The organism is Nocardioides sp. NPDC059952 (assembly GCF_042730435.1).
Taxonomy (GTDB): domain Bacteria; phylum Actinomycetota; class Actinomycetes; order Propionibacteriales; family Nocardioidaceae; genus Nocardioides.
This window is the reverse complement of the sequence record NZ_JBHWLY010000010.1, coordinates 1-15,020: the sequence shown is the minus strand read 5'-3', so window position 1 is coordinate 15,020 and position 15,020 is coordinate 1. Positions and strand designations below refer to the sequence as shown.

Here is a 15,020-nt window from a genome sequence, read left to right as displayed (position 1 = left end):
CTGATCGTCCCAAGTGTGAGGGACGAGCTCGGCATCGCCAATGTCGCAACGCCGGATCAGCGTCCAAGATCAAGCAGAGTAAGCAGCCAGCTCACCGGCCAGGTCCGCGTTGGCGCGGCCCTTGACGACGGTGCCTTCGGCAGTGTGCTCGAGGTGGTCGATCTCGCCGTGCTGATGGATCCGGTTGACCAGGTCACCCCGCTCGTAGGGAAGCAGTGCGGAGAACTCCACGCCCGGCCGCGGCAGGTCGGTCTCGACGGCCTTGATGGCCGCGTCGACGCCCTCGCCGGTCTTGGCGGAGACCGCGACCGAGTGGGGCTCGGCGCGCAGCAGCCTGGCGATCACCAGCGGGTCGGAGATGTCGGCCTTGTTGATCACGACCAGCTCCGGCACCTCGCTGGCACCGATCTCGGCGAAGACCTCGCGCACCGCCGCCAGCTGACCCTCGGGGTCGGGGTGGGAACCGTCGACCACGTGCACGACCAGGTCGGCGTCGGCGACCTCCTCCAGCGTCGAGCGGAACGCCTCGACGAGCTGGTGGGGCAGGTGACGCACGAAACCGACGGTGTCGGACATCGTGTAGACGCGGCCGTCCTCCGTCGTCGTCTTCCGGGTGGTCGGATCCAGGGTCGCGAAGAGGGCGTCCTCGACGAGCACCCCGGCACCGGTGAGCCGGTTGAGCAGCGACGACTTGCCGGCGTTGGTGTAACCGGCGATCGCGACCGCCGGGATCTGGTGACGCTTGCGGTCGGCGCGCTTGGTGTCGCGGGTGCCCTTCATCGCCTTCAGCTCACGGTTGAGCTTGGCGATCTTGGTGTTGATCCGGCGACGGTCGGTCTCGATCTTGGTCTCACCGGGACCACGGCCACCGATACCGGCACCACCGGCGACCCGGCCACCGGCCTGGCGGGACAGGTTGCCACCCCAACCACGAAGCCGCTGCTTCATGTAGCTGAGCTGGGCGAGCTCCACCTGCGCCTGGCCCTCGCGGGACTTGGCGTGCTGGGCGAAGATGTCGAGGATCAGCGCGGTCCGGTCGACGACCTTGACCCCGGTGCGGTCCTCGAGGTTCCTGAGCTGGCTCGGCGCCAGCTCGCCGTCGGCGATCACGGTGTCGGCGCCGGTCGCGGCGACGATCTCCTTGAGCGCCTCGACCTTGCCACGTCCGATGTACGTCGCGGGGTCCGGCGCCTGGCGACGCTGGTAGATCGCCTCGAGCACCTCTGAGCCGGCCGTCTCGGCGAGGAGCGCGAGCTCGGCCAGGGAGTTCTCGGCGTCGGTCTGGGTGCCGCCGGCCCACACGCCCACGAGCACCACTCGCTCCAGGCGAAGCTGGCGGTATTCGACCTCGGTGATGTCCTCGAGCTCGGTGCGCAGGCTGGCGACGCGCTTGAGCGCGTGGCGCTCGGCGAGCTCCATCGCACCGACGGTGGGGTCGGTGTCCTCGGGATCCTCGTCGGCGTAGCCGGACTCGAAGCTGTCGTCGAGCGCGTCCCAGTCCTCGGTGGCCTCGAGCTCGTCAGCGAGTGAGAATTCGTGTGCGTTGTTCGTCATATACCAACAAGGATACGGCGCCGCTCCACCCGGGGGACAATGCTTATCCGCGGGCTCGGTCCGGGGCCGGTCTCAGCGCTGCTCGAGCGCCTCTCGAAGGACCTGTCCGACATCCTCGGGCCGCTCGGCGACGTACGCAGCCCCGCCGGTCGCATCGGCGATCGCCTGCAGCGTGCCGAGGTCGGCGTCGGCGGTGATCCCGATCCCGAGGACACGGACCGGCCGCCGCGGGTCGGAGGCAGCCTCCAGCTGGCGTACGAGCTCTGCCACGTCGATGGAGTCGGGATCGTCGTTGGTGCCGTCGGTGAAGAGGAGCACGTCGTTGGAGGCCAGCGGGTCGTAGGCGGCGACCGCGGCCTGGTAGGCCGCCAGCGCCGTGTCGTGCAGGGAGGTGCCGCCACCGGTGCGCGCGGTGAGACCGGCGATCTCCGCGGTCAGCTGCGCACGCTGGTCCTTCGTCGCCAGCTGACGGGTGGGAACGAGCACCTTGTGGTCGGCGCCCAGCGTGCCCTCGGTCTTCTCGGAGAAGGCCCAGAGCCCGATCGCGGCACCACCGGGAAGGAGACTCACGGCCTCCGACGCCGCCTCCTGGGTGAGCCGGAGGCGGGTGGTGGCGCTGTCGGGAGCGGACGGCCAGGCCATCGAGCCCGAGACGTCCATGACCGCGATCGCCCGGGTCGGCCGAAGCCTGGCGTTCCACTCCGAGGCCGTCTTCGCCACCGTGGCCGGGTCGACCAGGGTGTACGCGCCCACGTTGGGGGCCGGCTTGCCGGCGCCGCTGGTGCGGAACCCGGCCTGGGTCAGCGCGGTGTCGGCGGCGCCGCTGTCGAGCACCCGGGCGAAGCTGGTGATCGAGGCGGCGATCGAGTTGCGGCGCGAGGGGTCCGCGGTGATCAGGACCGGGTAGTCGAGGACCACCGTGCCCTCCTTCGGCGCCGTGGCCTTGAGCGACGGCGCGTAGGTCGACCACTGCTGCTCACTGGTCGCGGTCACCCCGCTCATGACCGTCTGCAGCTCCGCCAGGCGCCCCGAGTCCGTCGGCCCGGCGCCCTCCTCGCCGGAGGCGATCCGCTCTGCGTACGGCGCCAGCTTGGCCTCGCTCTGGGGCTTGCCCCGGCTCGCGACGGCCGTGCCGAGCGCGCTCATCATCCGCTGGGGGTCACCCATCAGCAGGTCGTCCTCGGCGAAGGCCTCGGCGAAGGAGGTGCGGGCCAGGCCGTCACCGGAGACGAGCACGACCGGCGATGAGGCCATCGAGGCCCGCAGCGTCACCGGCTCGACGGCCGGGTCGATCCGGTCCAGCCAGAGCGAGGAGTCAGGGATCCATACGTCGGGGAGGTCGCCGTCGAGCGCCAGCGGCTGGAGGACCTTGTCGGTCTTGGCCGCCTCCACCTCGAACTGGCCACAGCCGGCGTCCTCGAGAATGTTGCCCACGACGGTCGCCACCTCGGGAGCCACCGCGACCGTCATCTGCGGTCCGAGGCAGGTCCGGTCACCGCTCGAGGCCGACTCGCCGTTGGCGACCAGCGCGGTCGCGATCAGGCATACGGCCAGCACGCCGGCCGCGCCGGCGATCACCCCGATCGTCTCCCGCGTCAGTCGTGGCTCGCGCGGGGGCTTGCTCGGACCCGCCGGCCCCGTGGGGTCGGGCTCGATGATCGCGAGCGCCTTCGACGTACCGGTGTCCGCCTTATCGGACATGCGAACTCCCCTTGCTCCGACGTCCGCGGAACGGTCTGAAACGGTCCGCGGCTGGCGCACACATTAGCGGTGCGCCAGCCGTCGGGGTACTACTTGCGTCCTGTTACTTCGGTGGCATCCGGATGCCGCCGTCGACGCGGATCGTCTCGCCGTTCATGTAGTCGTTGGTCAGACACTCCACGACCATGCTGGCCAGCTCCGCCGGCTCACCGAGCCGGTGCGGGAACAGCACGCTCTCGCCGAGCTTGGCCTTGAACGCCTCCGACTCCGGGCCCTCGCCGTAGATCGGGGTGTCGATCAGCCCCGGGGCGACGGTGTTGACGCGGATGCCGACCGCGGCGAGGTCGCGCGCGAGCGGGAGGGTGAGGCCGACGACGCCGCCCTTGGACGAGGAGTAGGACACCTGCCCGATCTGGCCGTCGAAGGCCGCCACGCTGGCCAGGTTGACGATCGCGCCACGCTGCCCGTTGGCGTCCGGCTCGTTGCGGCTGATGTAGGTCGCCGCCTGGCGGCACATGTCGAAGGTGCCGATCAGGTTGATCGCGATGACCTTCTTGTACGCGTCCAGGTCGTGCGCCGACCCGATCTGACCGTCGCGCCCGATCGTCCGCTGGGCCCAGCCGATCCCGGCCGAGTTGACCACCGCCTTCAGCGGCGCGATCTCCACGGCCCTCTCCACGGCGTTGGTGATCTGGTCGGTGTCGGTCACATCAACGGGCACGAACAGCCCCTTGATCTCCTCCGCCAGGGCCTCGCCCTTGTCCTTCTGCATGTCCGCGACGATCACCGTCGCGCCCTTGGCCGCCAGCGCCCGGGCGGTCGCCGCCCCGATCCCGCTGGCCGCTCCGGTAACGATCGCTGTGCTATCAGTCAACTCCATGGGCAGCACCCTAGACGTGACCACCCTCACGAGGGTGAATACCCGTTAACCGTCTCGCTGTCAGAGCGACGTGACGCCCTCGGCGACCAGGATCGCCGGTCCGGTGAGCAGGACACGGTCGTCGGTCGTCCAGGTGACGTGGAGCGTGCCACCCGGAACATCCACGCGGTACGTCACGTCGGACTCGCGAGCGATCGCGAGACCGTCGGCCTCGGCGGCCGCGACCATCACCGCGCACGCTCCGGTGCCGCAGGAGCGGGTCTCGCCGGCGCCTCGCTCGAAGACCCGCATCGCGACGTGGCGCTCGGCGACGCGCTCGAAGAACTCCACGTTGACCCCGTGCGGATAGACCGCCTCGTCGAAGACCGGGGAGTCGTAGAGGTCACCGACGGGGCCGTGCGGGTCGATCGACTCGACCTCGGCGGCCGCGTGCGGGTTGCCCATGTCGACGTTGCAGGCCGACCAGAAGTGGTGCGCGACGGTGACCTGGGTCGACCCGAGCAGCTTCGGCGAGCCCAGGTCGGCGGTCCAGACGTCCCCGTCCGCGCGCAGGGTCTTGTCACCGGCCCGCGTCGCGAAGGTGACCTCGTCGCCGGCGAGACCGGCGGAGCGCAGATACTCCGCGAAGACCCGGGTGCCGTTGCCGCACATCTCGGCCACGGTGCCGTCGGCATTGCGGTAGTCCATGAACCACTCCGCATCGCTGACCGGACGGTCGTCACCGGTGTAGGCGGCGGTCCGGATCACTCGCAGGATGCCATCGCCGCCGATGCCGGCCCGGCGGTCGCACAGCGCCCGCACCCGGTCGGCCATCTCCTCGTCCGAGAGGGCGCCGTGCGCCGAGCCGTCGAGGTCCGGCAGCAGCACGAAGTCGTTCTCCGTGCCGTGTCCCAACACGTACGCGTAGGACATCAGTAGAGGGACTTCGAGTAGGTGTCGGTGCGGTAGTAGTCCTCCATCTCCGCAAGCGTACGCGGGTCGTTCTCGACCTGCTTGGCGATGACCGCGCGCTTGGGGAGGTGGTCGGGGTCCCACGTCTCCGGGTCCCACAGACCCGAGCGCAGGAACGCCTTCGCGCAGTGGAAGAAGATGTCGTCGATGTCGACGACCAGGGCGAGGATCGGCCGCTTGCCCTTCACGACCATCTCGTCGAAGAACGGTGCGTCCGAGACCAGTCGGGCGCGGCCGTTGATCCGCAGCGTGTCGCCGCGGCCCGGGATCAGGAAGTTGAGCCCGACGTGGGGGTTGGCGATCACGTTGCGATAGCCGTCGACCCGCTTGTTGCCCGGCCGCTCCGCGATCGCGATCGTCCTGTCGTCGATGACGTGCACCAGTGACCCGGCCGGGTCCCCCTTGGGCGAGGCGTCGCAGTTGCCGGCGGTGTCCGAGGTCGCGAGCACGCAGAACGGCGTCGCGGCGAGCCACTGCCTGTCGATGTCGAGGAGCGCCGGGCGCCCCTTGGTCGCAGCCCGCTCGTTCGGGACGCCGACCAGGTCGACGAGCTCCTCGAGCGTGCTGATCTCAGTCCAGGTAGGGGTCACGGGCTCAGGGTACGAGGCGTGCCCGCGGGCGGCCGAATCATTTCGCGGTCGCTCAGACCGTCGGTACCTCGCCCCGGCGGGCCCGCAGCCACTCGATCGGGTCGCCCCGGTCGACCTCGACACCGGCCATCCGGAGCATCATCCGGACCAGCAGACGGCGATGGGCTGCGTACGTCAGGACGTGGGCGACCACCGACCCGATCTGGAAGCTCTCCGGCGGCTCGCACAGGGCGTCGATGAGCCGGTCCTCCCAGGCACCGCGGCGCTCGATGTCACGCACGACCGCCAGCCACCGCGCGGCCACCGCCTCGTGCCGCTCGACCAGCGCGACGACCGAGTCGGTGCGGCTCCGGACCGGCATGGAGAGTCCCTCGACGGAGGCCACCCAGCACTCCTTGGCCCACACCGTCGCCTCCAGGACCTGTGCGAGCGACTCCTCCGGGCCGTCCCACTCCAGCACCTCGTGGCCGGCCAGCCGCACCTGGGTGAGCACCTCCGCGGGCAGGGACTTGGCGAGGTCGAGCAGGGCTCTGGTGTCGTCGAGGTCGTGCATGACGAGCTGCTCGGTCAGCGGCGAGAGCACCCGCTCCTGGGAGTCGACCCACAGCGACTCCGGCGGATGGAAGTGGATCCCGTTCGGGGCCGGCAGCCAGTGGCTGACCGCGGCGGTGCTCGGCGGGTGCCCGAAGGCCTTCGCATAGGCCCGCGAGAACCCCTCCACGGACTCGTACCCGGCAGCCCAGGCCGCATCGGTCACCGTGCCACCGTGCTGCAGCTGCCAGGCGGCCCGCTCCAGCATCACCCGGCGCCGCATCGCGACCGGCGGCTCGCCCGCACCCCGGGAGAGCAGCCGGTTGAAGTGATAGGGCGAGGTGTAGGCGTCGCCCGCCATCTGCGCCAGCGTGCGCGGCTCCCCGTCGTCAGCACCGTCGAGCACCGCGTCCAGCAGCTCCCGCAGCCGGTCACGCTCGTTCCCGCTCACCCCGCTCACCCCGCTCACCCCGCTCACCCCGCTCACACCGCCACCGCCCGCACCGCTGCGACTGCCTTCTCGAGGCGGGACGGATCGTCGTACGAGACCCAGACGACCCGCGGATCCTTGCGGAACCAGGCATCCTGCCGCCGGGCGAACTGACGGGTCTTGATCGCCGTCCGCTCCATGGCGTCCTCCAGCGTCGTCTCCCCCGCAAGGTAGACGGCGACCTCCTGGTAGCCGATGGCCTTCGACGCGGTCCGCGACCGCCCCAGACCGGCCTCCAGGAGCCGGGCCACCTCCTCGACGAAGCCGGACTCGAACATCTCCGAGACGCGCTGCCGGATGCGTACGTCCAGTGCCTCCCGGGAGATGTCGACGCCGATCTGGACGGAGGCCGGGTCGTGGTAGACCTGCTCCGGCAGTCGTGCGCTGAACGGCTCGCCGGTCAGCTCGATGACCTCCAGAGCGCGTACGACGCGACGACCGTTGTCGATCTCGATCCGCTCGGCGGCGACCGGGTCCAGGTCTCGCAGACGGTCGTGAAGTGCCTTCTCGCCTGCGGTTTCGAGCTCCTTCTCCAGACGCTCCCGCACCTCGTTCGAGGTCCCGGGGAACTCGAACCGGTCCAGGATCGCTCGCGTGTAGAGAGCGCTGCCGCCGACCAGCACGGGGGTCTTCCCGGCCTTGCGAAGCGTCGCGATCTCCTCGCGCGCCAGCGCCTGGAAGTCGGCGACGGAGGCCGGTTCGGCGATGTCGAGGAGGTCGAGGAGGTGATGTGGGATCCCGCGCCGCTCCGCGACCGGCAGCTTCGCCGTCCCGATGTCCATGCCGCGGTAGACCTGCATCGCGTCGGTGTTGATGATCTCGCCGCCGAGCGTCTCGGCGAGGTCGAGGGAGAGCGACGTCTTGCCTGCCGCGGTGGCTCCGACGACGGCCACGATCGGGGTGGCAGATAGGGGAAAAGATCCCAAGTCACGTAGTCCATGCGGCCCATCCGGGTCGCGTGTCCCCCTGTTGCTGTCGTACTCCATGCAGTTAGTCTGGCCGCAAGTTGGCTCATACGGGGAGCCACCGATCCAAAGGGGGAAGCATGAGCTTCTTGGACAAGGCAAAGGATCTCATCGGGCAGGGCGTCGACAAGGTCGGCGCCGACAAGGTCGGCGAGGGCCTGGACAAGGCCGGCGAGTTCGCCGACGAGAAGACCGGTGGCAAGTTCAGCGACCAGATCGACCAGGGCGTCGAGACCGCCAAGAACGAGGCGGAGAAGCTGGACGGCGGCAACTGAGCCATCCTCAGTCTTCGAGGCGGGGAGCAACCCAGACCGGGTTGCTCCCCGCCTCGCGTTTACGTCCGCTACACCCCGCTGAATCTTTACGTGGCGTTTTTCAAAACACTGTTACGAATCTGTTGCGACATGTGCCGTCACGTGGAACGGTCTAGACCGTCTCGTTCTCGTGCTTCACCGAATGAGGCAGCCGGGGGGCGGACGTGTGACACACGTCCGATTCCGGTCCAATCACAACTACTCGGAAGTGTGGACCAATATGTCTGAGAACTACGGCAACAGCGACGAGCAGCAGAACGACGGCCAGGAGGGCGGCTTCGGCGGCCAGGAGTCCAACGAGGGCTCCTCCTACGGCTCGGAGTCGTCCAACGAGGGTGGCTTCGGCTGCCAGGACGGCGGCCAGAGCGAGGGCGGCTACGGCTCGGAGTCCTCCAACGAGGGTGGCTTCGGCGGCGGCGAGCAGTCCGAGGGTTCCTCCTACGGCTCCGACGAGGGCTCGGACGAGGGCGGTTCCTCCTACGGTGAGCAGTCCGACGAGGGCAGCTCCTACGGTGGCGGCGAGCAGTCCGAGGGCTCGAGCGCGGGTGGCTTCGGCGGCCAGGAGTCCGACGAGGGCTCGTCCTACGGCTCCGAGGGTGGCCAGAACGAGGGTGGCCAGAACGAGGGCGGCTTCGGCGGCGGCCAGGAGCAGTCCCAGGGTTCCTCCTACGGCTCCGATGAGGGCTCGAGCGAGGGCTCGAACGAGGGCGGCTTCGGCGGCGAGCAGAGCCAGTCGCAGTACTGATCCAGCTCTGCTGATCACATACGGATCGAGCGCCGGGCCCGCAAGGGACCCGGCGCTCGGCGCATTTCACACAGATCTCGCCCGGAGATCAACGATCAGGCGCGGTACGCCACCCACCCGTCGATCATGCGCTGCACCTGACCCGGCGTGAACTCGTCCATGCACGCGTCCTCGGTGTAGTCCATGAAGTTGTGGATCGGGTCGAGACCCGGAGCGGTGCAGGTGTCGGAACCCTCCGGGCAGCCGAAGGCCGGCGCGGCCTCGGCCGGGGTGTCGGCGACCTGGTCACCCTTGCCGCGACAGCCACCCTGGAAGGTGTGGTAGAGGTGCAGCCAGTGGCCGACCTCGTGGGTGGCCGTGTCGCCCTCGTCGTACGGCGCCGCCGAGCCGCCCGGCAGCGACTCGCCGAGGATGACCACACCGTCCTGCGACCCGATGTTCTTGGTCGGGAAGGTCGCCCAGCCGAGCAGGCCGTCGTCGATCTCGCCGATGTAGACGTTGAGCGCGTTGTCGCCGCCTTGGCGCAGGGACGCCTTCATGTCCCGCTCCCCGGTCGAGCCGGAGATGATCGGATACCAGGCCGGGTTGATCGTGGTCTCCTGGCCGGCCACCTCGAAGGAGAACGGCGTGCCGGCGTACGCCGCGTTGAGCACGTCGATCTGGGCGTCGATGTTCGCCTGCGGGACGGCGCCGGTGGTGGCGTTCTCCTGGATGACGTGGATGTAGGTCGGGATCGTCGTCGGGCCGAGGGTGGCGCTGGCGCTCTTCTTCTTCCCACTCTCGGAGAGCGCGGAGGCGAGCGCCTTCTCCTTGGCGTCGACCTGCTTCGCGGTCAGATGGTTCGTGTCACGGACCTGCTTGGCGCCTTCGGCGACCCGGGCCGCTCCGGCCTCGTGCGGGTCGAAGCAGGCACCGCCTCCGATGGCCGCCTGCATCGCGGACGCGGGCGCCGCGGCTGCCAGACCTGATGCCACGAGCACTCCGAGTGCGCTCATCGCCACTGCTCTGCCGGCCAGCTTGGGAATCGACATGGGGTATCCCTTCCTGAGACAAGTTGCCTCAGGCTAGAGCAGAAATACCCTCACGGGGAACGGCGTTACGGAGAATTTGCTGTTCGCGCAACCGAGTGCCGCAGATCAGCCGCACGCCGGCGCGGCCGGCAGCGGAGCGGGAACACCGATCGATGGCATGCCCAGCCCGACCGAGGCGGCCTCGGGCTCGGTCCGGCCCTGACGCGCCTCCCAGGCGTCGCCGGAACGGGTGCGGCGTACCTCGAGCACGGGGTTGTCGGCGACCAGGTGGTGCGGGGCCGCGTAGGTGATCTCGACCTTCACCATGTCGCCAGGACGTACGCCCTCGGCACCGGCCGCGTTGAAGTGGACCAGCCGGTTGTCGGGAGCGCGACCGGAGAGCCGGTGGGTCTCGGAGTCCTTGCGGCCCTCCCCCTCGGCGACCATCAGCTCGAGCGTACGTCCGACGTTCTTCTTGTTCTCCTCGTAGGCGATCTCGTTGACGAGGTCGACGAGCCGTCCGTAGCGGTCCTTGACGACCTCGGGAGAGATCTGGTCGGGGAGATCGGCGGCGGGGGTGCCGGGACGCTTGGAGTACTGGAACGTGAAGGCGCTCGCGAAGCGCGACTCACGCACCACGTCCAGGGTGCCCTGGAAGTCCTCCTCGGTCTCCCCCGGGAACCCGACGATGATGTCGGTGGTGATCGCCGCGTGCGGGATGGCCGCGCGGACCCGCTCGATGATGCCGAGGAACTTGGTGGACCGGTAGGAGCGCCGCATCGCCTTCAGCACGCGGTCGGAGCCGGACTGCAGCGGCATGTGCAGCGACGGCATCACGTTGGGCGTCTCGGCCATCGCCTCGATGACGTCGTCGGTGAACTCCGCGGGGTGCGGGCTCGTGAACCGCACGCGCTCGAGCCCCTCGATCTCGCCGCAGGCGCGCAGCAGCTTCGAGAAGGCCTGCCGGTCGCCGAACTCCACGCCGTAGGCGTTGACGTTCTGGCCCAGCAGGGTGACCTCGGTGACGCCCTCGGCGACCAGCGCCTCGATCTCGGCGAGGATCTCGCCCGGTCGCCGGTCCTTCTCCTTGCCGCGCAGGCTCGGGACGATGCAGAAGGTGCAGGTGTTGTTGCAGCCCACGCTCACCGACACCCAGGCGGCATAGGCCGACTCGCGCTTGGTCGGCAGCGTGGACGGGAAGACCTCGAGGGACTCCAGGATCTCGACCTGGGCCTCCTCCTGCACCCGGGCCCGCTCGAGCAGCACCGGGAGCGAGCCGATGTTGTGCGTCCCGAACACCACGTCGACGTACGGCGCCTTCTTCGTGATCGTCGCCCGGTCCTTCTGCGCGAGGCAGCCGCCGACGGCGATCTGGAGGTCCGGGTTCGCCGCCTTGATCGGGGCCAGGTGGGAGAGGTTGCCGTAGAGCTTGTTGTCGGCGTTCTCCCGGACCGCGCACGTGTTGAAGACGACCACGTCGGCCTGCGTACCCTCGGTCGCCTTCAGGTAGCCGGCATCCTCGAGCAGACCCGAGAGGCGCTCGGAGTCGTGGACGTTCATCTGACAGCCGTAGGTGCGGACTTCGTACGTACGGGCCGATGCGGAGCTCGAGGCGGTGGACACGGTCATAGCGTCCTCAAGAGTACGGCGATCAGGTCCAACGGCAGGAAATCCCGACCAGTTATCTGCTTGTAACCGATACCGGGGACCAAGTCATGGATGTGCAATGCAGGATGTGGTTAGGTCTGCGGCATGACCGTGCTTGACACCGAACCCGCCAGCGCACCCTCGGGCGACGCCCTGGTCGTTCTTGACCACGTCGACAAGCACTACGGCGACCTGCACGTGCTCCAGGACATCAACATGGAGATCAAGCGTGGCGAGGTCGTCGTGGTGATCGGGCCCTCGGGTTCGGGGAAGTCGACCCTCTGCCGCACGATCAACCGGCTGGAGACGATCGACTCGGGGACGATCACGCTCGACGGCAAGGAGCTGCCCGCCGAGGGCAAGGGCCTGGCCAAGCTGCGGGCCGAGGTCGGAATGGTCTTCCAGAGCTTCAACCTCTTCGCCCACAAGACGATCCTGCAGAACGTCACGCTCGGCCCGATGAAGGTGCGCAAGCTGAAGAAGGCAGCGGCCGAGGCCGAGGCCAACAAGCTGCTCGACCGCGTCGGTGTGGGCGCCCAGGCCGCGAAGTACCCGGCCCAGCTCTCCGGCGGTCAGCAGCAGCGCGTCGCGATCGCCCGGGCGCTGGCGATGAAGCCGCAGGTGATGCTCTTCGACGAGCCCACGTCCGCCCTCGACCCGGAGATGGTCAAGGAGGTGCTCGACGTCATGGTCAGCCTCGCCAAGGAGGGCATGACCATGATCGTGGTCACCCACGAGATGGGCTTCGCCCGCGTCGCCGCCGACCGTGTCGTCTTCATGGCCGACGGCCAGATCGTCGAGTCCAACACCCCGGCCGAGTTCTTCGACAACCCGCAGTCCGAGCGCGCCAAGGACTTCCTCGGCAAGATCCTCAAACACTGAAACGTACCTCTCGGGTGAGCCGTCGGCTCGCAAGCCCCTGCATGACAACTCAACACTCATTCCAGAAGGTGGATTCGATGAAGTTCCAGAAGATCGCCGCGGTCGCGGGCGTTCTCGCGCTCGCCGGCTCGCTCGCTGCCTGTGGCGGCAACGACGACACCGGCTCCGACGCCGGCGGCGACAAGATCAAGATCGGCATCAAGTTCGACCAGCCGGGCCTCGGTTTCAAGGAGGCCGACGGTGACTACTCCGGCTTCGACGTCGACATGGCCGAGTACATCGCCGAGGGCCTCGGCTACGACGACGACCAGATCGAGTGGGTCGAGGCCGTCTCCGCCAACCGCGAGACGTTCCTCAAGGACGGCACCGTCGACATGATCCTGGCGACGTACTCGATCACCGACGAGCGCAAGGCCGAGGTCGACTTCGCCGGCCCGTACTACATCGCCGGCCAGGACCTCCTGGTCGCCGCCGACAACACCGACATCACCGGCCCCGAGTCGCTCGACGGCAAGAAGCTCTGCTCGGTGACCGGCTCGACCTCGGCCCAGAAGGTCAAGGACGAGTACTCCAAGGGCGTCCAGCTGCAGGAGTTCGACACCTACAGCAAGTGCGTCACCGCGATCGAGGGCGGCCAGCTCGACGCGATGACCACCGACGACATCATCCTGGCGGGCTACGCCCAGCAGTCGCCGGGCAAGTTCAAGATCGTCGGCGCGCCGTTCTCCGAGGAGAACTACGGCGTGGGCCTGCCCAAGGGCAGCGATGACCGCGACAAGATCAACGACCTGATCGAGCAGTCCTTCGAGGACGGCGCCTGGGAAGAGGCGTTCAACGACAACCTCGGTGAGTCCGGCTACACGCTGCCGGAGCCGCCGGCCGTCGACCGCTACTGAGCAACTACTGAGCAACGTCATGCCGAGCCGGCGCAATCGGCCCGCTGCGAAGCGGGAACCGCGTTGCGCCGGCTCTGCATGACCGAAGCAGACGCATTCTGAACAATCCTGGAAGGACCCATGGATCTCTTCTCCGAGTACGGGTCAGCCATCCTGACCTCGTTCGGGCTGACTCTGAGGCTTGCCGTCTACAGCGGCATCTTCGCGCTCATCCTCGGCACCGTGCTCGCCGTGTTCCGGGTGTCCCCGGTGCCGGTGCTGCGGTTCGTCGGTGCGGCCGTCGTCTATACGTTCCGCAACACGCCGCTGACGCTGGTGATGTTCTTCGCGCTCTTCGGGCTCGCGTATCAGCTGGGCTTCAACCCCGCACCTGACGACCTCTACGAGAACAACTTCCGTCTCGCGGTCCTGGCGCTGGGGATCTACACCTCGACGTTCGTGTGCGAGGTGCTCCGTGCGGGCATCAACACCGTGCCGCTCGGACAGGCCGAGGCGGCCCGCGCGATCGGACTCACCTTCACTCAGAACCTCATGCACGTCGTTCTACCGCAGGCGCTGCGATCGGTGATCAACCCACTGGCCAGCGTGCTGATCGCGATGACCAAGAACACCACCGTCGCCGTCACCATCGGTGTCGTCACCGCGACCGGCGTCAACGAGGCATCGGGCCAGATGAAGACCATGATGGAGAACGAGTCCGACCAGATCCTGCTGATCTTCATCATCTTCGCGATCGGCTTCATGATCCTGACCCTGCCCATCGGCTTCGTCGCCAACTGGGCCTCCAAGCGATTCGCGGTGATCCGATAATGGCCGCCTCCGTTCTCTACGACGCACCCGGTCCGCGCGCCAAGGCGCTCAACCGGGTCTACTCCGCCATCACGGTGGTGCTGCTCCTGGTCGTTGCCTGGTTCGTCTGGACGAAGTTCGACGAGACCGGCCAGTGGGACGCCGAGAAGTGGACACCGTTCCTCGAGGCGCCCGCCTGGGAGAACTTCCTCATCCCCGGCATCATCGGCACGTTGAAGGCCTTCGCGGTCGGCTCGGTCCTCGCGCTCGCCTTCGGGTTCGTGTTCGCCGTCGGCCGGCTCTCCCAGAGCAGGCTCGTCAGCCTCCCTTCGGCAGTGGTCATCGAGTTCTTCCGCTCCATCCCGATGCTCCTGCTGATGATGTTCATCTACTTCATGCAGGCGCCGCTCGGGTTCGACACCGACGTCTTCTGGGCGGTCGTCCTCGGCCTGATGCTCTACAACGGCTCCGTCCTCGCCGAGATCATCCGAGCCGGCGTCGGCGCGCTGCCCAAGGGGCAGACGGAGGCCGGTGTCGCGGTCGGGCTCTCGCAAGGGCAGGTGATGCGTACGATCCTGCTGCCCCAGGCGGTGCGCTCGATGCTGCCGGCGATCATCGCCCAGCTGGTGGTGCTCCTCAAGGACACCGCACTCGGCTACATCCTCGCCTACAGCGAGCTGCTCAACCAGATCGTCAAGCTGGACGGCAACTTCAAGAACCTGATCCCGGCAGCGATCGTGGTCGCAGCGATCTACATCATCCTCAACACGATCCTCGGACTGATCGCCAACTACGCAGAAGCACGCACCCGGCGGGTCGCACGTACTGCGGCACCTGTCGGTCGCGCCGGCGCGATCGACCCGGTCGCCGCCGAGGCCGAGCTCGTTCAGAAGGCGAACGCTGCCAACGTCGGTGGCGCTGGCCCCGCCTGAGAATCTGGACAGACCAACGGCCCGCGGGCCCCGAAAGGGGGCCCGGGCCGGTGGGGCCCCACCGGTAATTATTTTTCGGGGGGACCCACAGGTGAGTCTCTTATAAACAAAAGAAGCGGGCCCCGACCCAAAGGGGGTTGTTC

General features: G+C 68.3%; 15 protein-coding genes. 6 read left to right on the top strand and 9 right to left on the bottom strand.

The annotated features are described in order from the left end of the window. Positions 1-69: 69 nt before the first annotated feature. From hflX to miaA, 7 genes are all read right to left on the bottom strand, one after another. Complete coding sequence (gene hflX / locus ACFV9G_RS06880) at positions 70-1,554, bottom strand: GTPase HflX (RefSeq protein WP_378726120.1); 1,485 nt, start codon at positions 1,552-1,554, stop codon at positions 70-72. A 72-nt stretch (positions 1,555-1,626) separates the two neighbouring features. Further along, a complete protein-coding gene (locus tag ACFV9G_RS06875) occupies positions 1,627-3,255 on the bottom strand; it encodes a VWA domain-containing protein (protein WP_378726118.1) in 1,629 nt (542 codons plus the stop codon). 103 nt (positions 3,256-3,358) lie between these two features. Continuing rightward, positions 3,359-4,135, bottom strand: coding sequence for an SDR family NAD(P)-dependent oxidoreductase (locus ACFV9G_RS06870; protein WP_091051594.1), 777 nt, complete (start codon positions 4,133-4,135; stop codon positions 3,359-3,361). 60 nt (positions 4,136-4,195) lie between these two features. Then, positions 4,196-5,047: a diaminopimelate epimerase gene (gene dapF / locus ACFV9G_RS06865; protein ID WP_378726116.1), complete on the bottom strand. Its 852-nt coding sequence runs from the start codon at positions 5,045-5,047 to the stop codon at positions 4,196-4,198. Continuing rightward, entirely contained in the window at positions 5,047-5,676 is a 630-nt protein-coding gene (locus ACFV9G_RS06860) for a pyridoxamine 5'-phosphate oxidase family protein (protein WP_378726114.1), read from the bottom strand. The genes dapF and ACFV9G_RS06860 overlap by 1 nt, the downstream gene beginning before the upstream one ends. A gap of 52 nt (positions 5,677-5,728) precedes the next feature. Then, a complete protein-coding gene (locus ACFV9G_RS06855) occupies positions 5,729-6,658 on the bottom strand; it encodes a helix-turn-helix domain-containing protein (RefSeq protein WP_378726112.1) in 930 nt (309 codons plus the stop codon). A 32-nt stretch (positions 6,659-6,690) separates the two neighbouring features. Further along, positions 6,691-7,623 (bottom strand): tRNA (adenosine(37)-N6)-dimethylallyltransferase MiaA, encoded by a 933-nt coding sequence (miaA, locus tag ACFV9G_RS06850; RefSeq protein WP_378726111.1) that lies wholly within the window; start codon positions 7,621-7,623, stop codon positions 6,691-6,693. 119 nt (positions 7,624-7,742) lie between these two features. Here miaA and ACFV9G_RS06845 point away from each other — a divergent pair, with 119 nt between their 5' ends. Both ACFV9G_RS06845 and ACFV9G_RS06840 read left to right on the top strand, forming a co-directional pair. Continuing rightward, entirely contained in the window at positions 7,743-7,937 is a 195-nt protein-coding gene (locus tag ACFV9G_RS06845) for an antitoxin (RefSeq protein WP_091051581.1), read from the top strand. A 259-nt stretch (positions 7,938-8,196) separates the two neighbouring features. Further along, complete coding sequence (locus ACFV9G_RS06840) at positions 8,197-8,721, top strand: hypothetical protein (protein WP_378726109.1); 525 nt, start codon at positions 8,197-8,199, stop codon at positions 8,719-8,721. Between the two features lie 95 nt (positions 8,722-8,816). Here ACFV9G_RS06840 and ACFV9G_RS06835 read toward each other — a convergent pair whose 3' ends face one another. Together ACFV9G_RS06835 and miaB are read right to left on the bottom strand one after the other, a co-directional pair. After that, positions 8,817-9,752 carry a zinc metalloprotease gene (locus ACFV9G_RS06835; protein WP_378726107.1) on the bottom strand — a complete coding sequence of 312 codons (936 nt, stop codon included), beginning with the start codon at positions 9,750-9,752 and terminating at the stop codon, positions 8,817-8,819. Between the two features lie 105 nt (positions 9,753-9,857). Then, entirely contained in the window at positions 9,858-11,360 is a 1,503-nt protein-coding gene (miaB, locus tag ACFV9G_RS06830; protein WP_378726105.1) for a tRNA (N6-isopentenyl adenosine(37)-C2)-methylthiotransferase MiaB, read from the bottom strand. Positions 11,361-11,483: 123 nt separating this feature from the next. Here miaB and ACFV9G_RS06825 point away from each other — a divergent pair, with 123 nt between their 5' ends. The 4 genes from ACFV9G_RS06825 (at position 11,484) to ACFV9G_RS06810 (ending at position 14,877) form a co-directional block, all read left to right on the top strand. Beyond that, complete coding sequence (locus tag ACFV9G_RS06825; protein ID WP_378726103.1) at positions 11,484-12,260, top strand: amino acid ABC transporter ATP-binding protein; 777 nt, start codon at positions 11,484-11,486, stop codon at positions 12,258-12,260. 77 nt (positions 12,261-12,337) lie between these two features. Continuing rightward, entirely contained in the window at positions 12,338-13,156 is an 819-nt protein-coding gene (locus ACFV9G_RS06820) for a glutamate ABC transporter substrate-binding protein (RefSeq protein WP_378726101.1), read from the top strand. Positions 13,157-13,276: 120 nt separating this feature from the next. After that, the gene (locus tag ACFV9G_RS06815) at positions 13,277-13,966 is read left to right on the top strand and encodes an amino acid ABC transporter permease (RefSeq protein WP_378726099.1); all 690 of its coding nucleotides are present in this window, start codon (positions 13,277-13,279) and stop codon (positions 13,964-13,966) included. Further along, positions 13,966-14,877 (top strand): amino acid ABC transporter permease, encoded by a 912-nt coding sequence (locus ACFV9G_RS06810; protein WP_378726097.1) that lies wholly within the window; start codon positions 13,966-13,968, stop codon positions 14,875-14,877. The genes ACFV9G_RS06815 and ACFV9G_RS06810 overlap by 1 nt, the downstream gene beginning before the upstream one ends. The last annotated feature ends 143 nt before the right edge of the window (positions 14,878-15,020 follow it).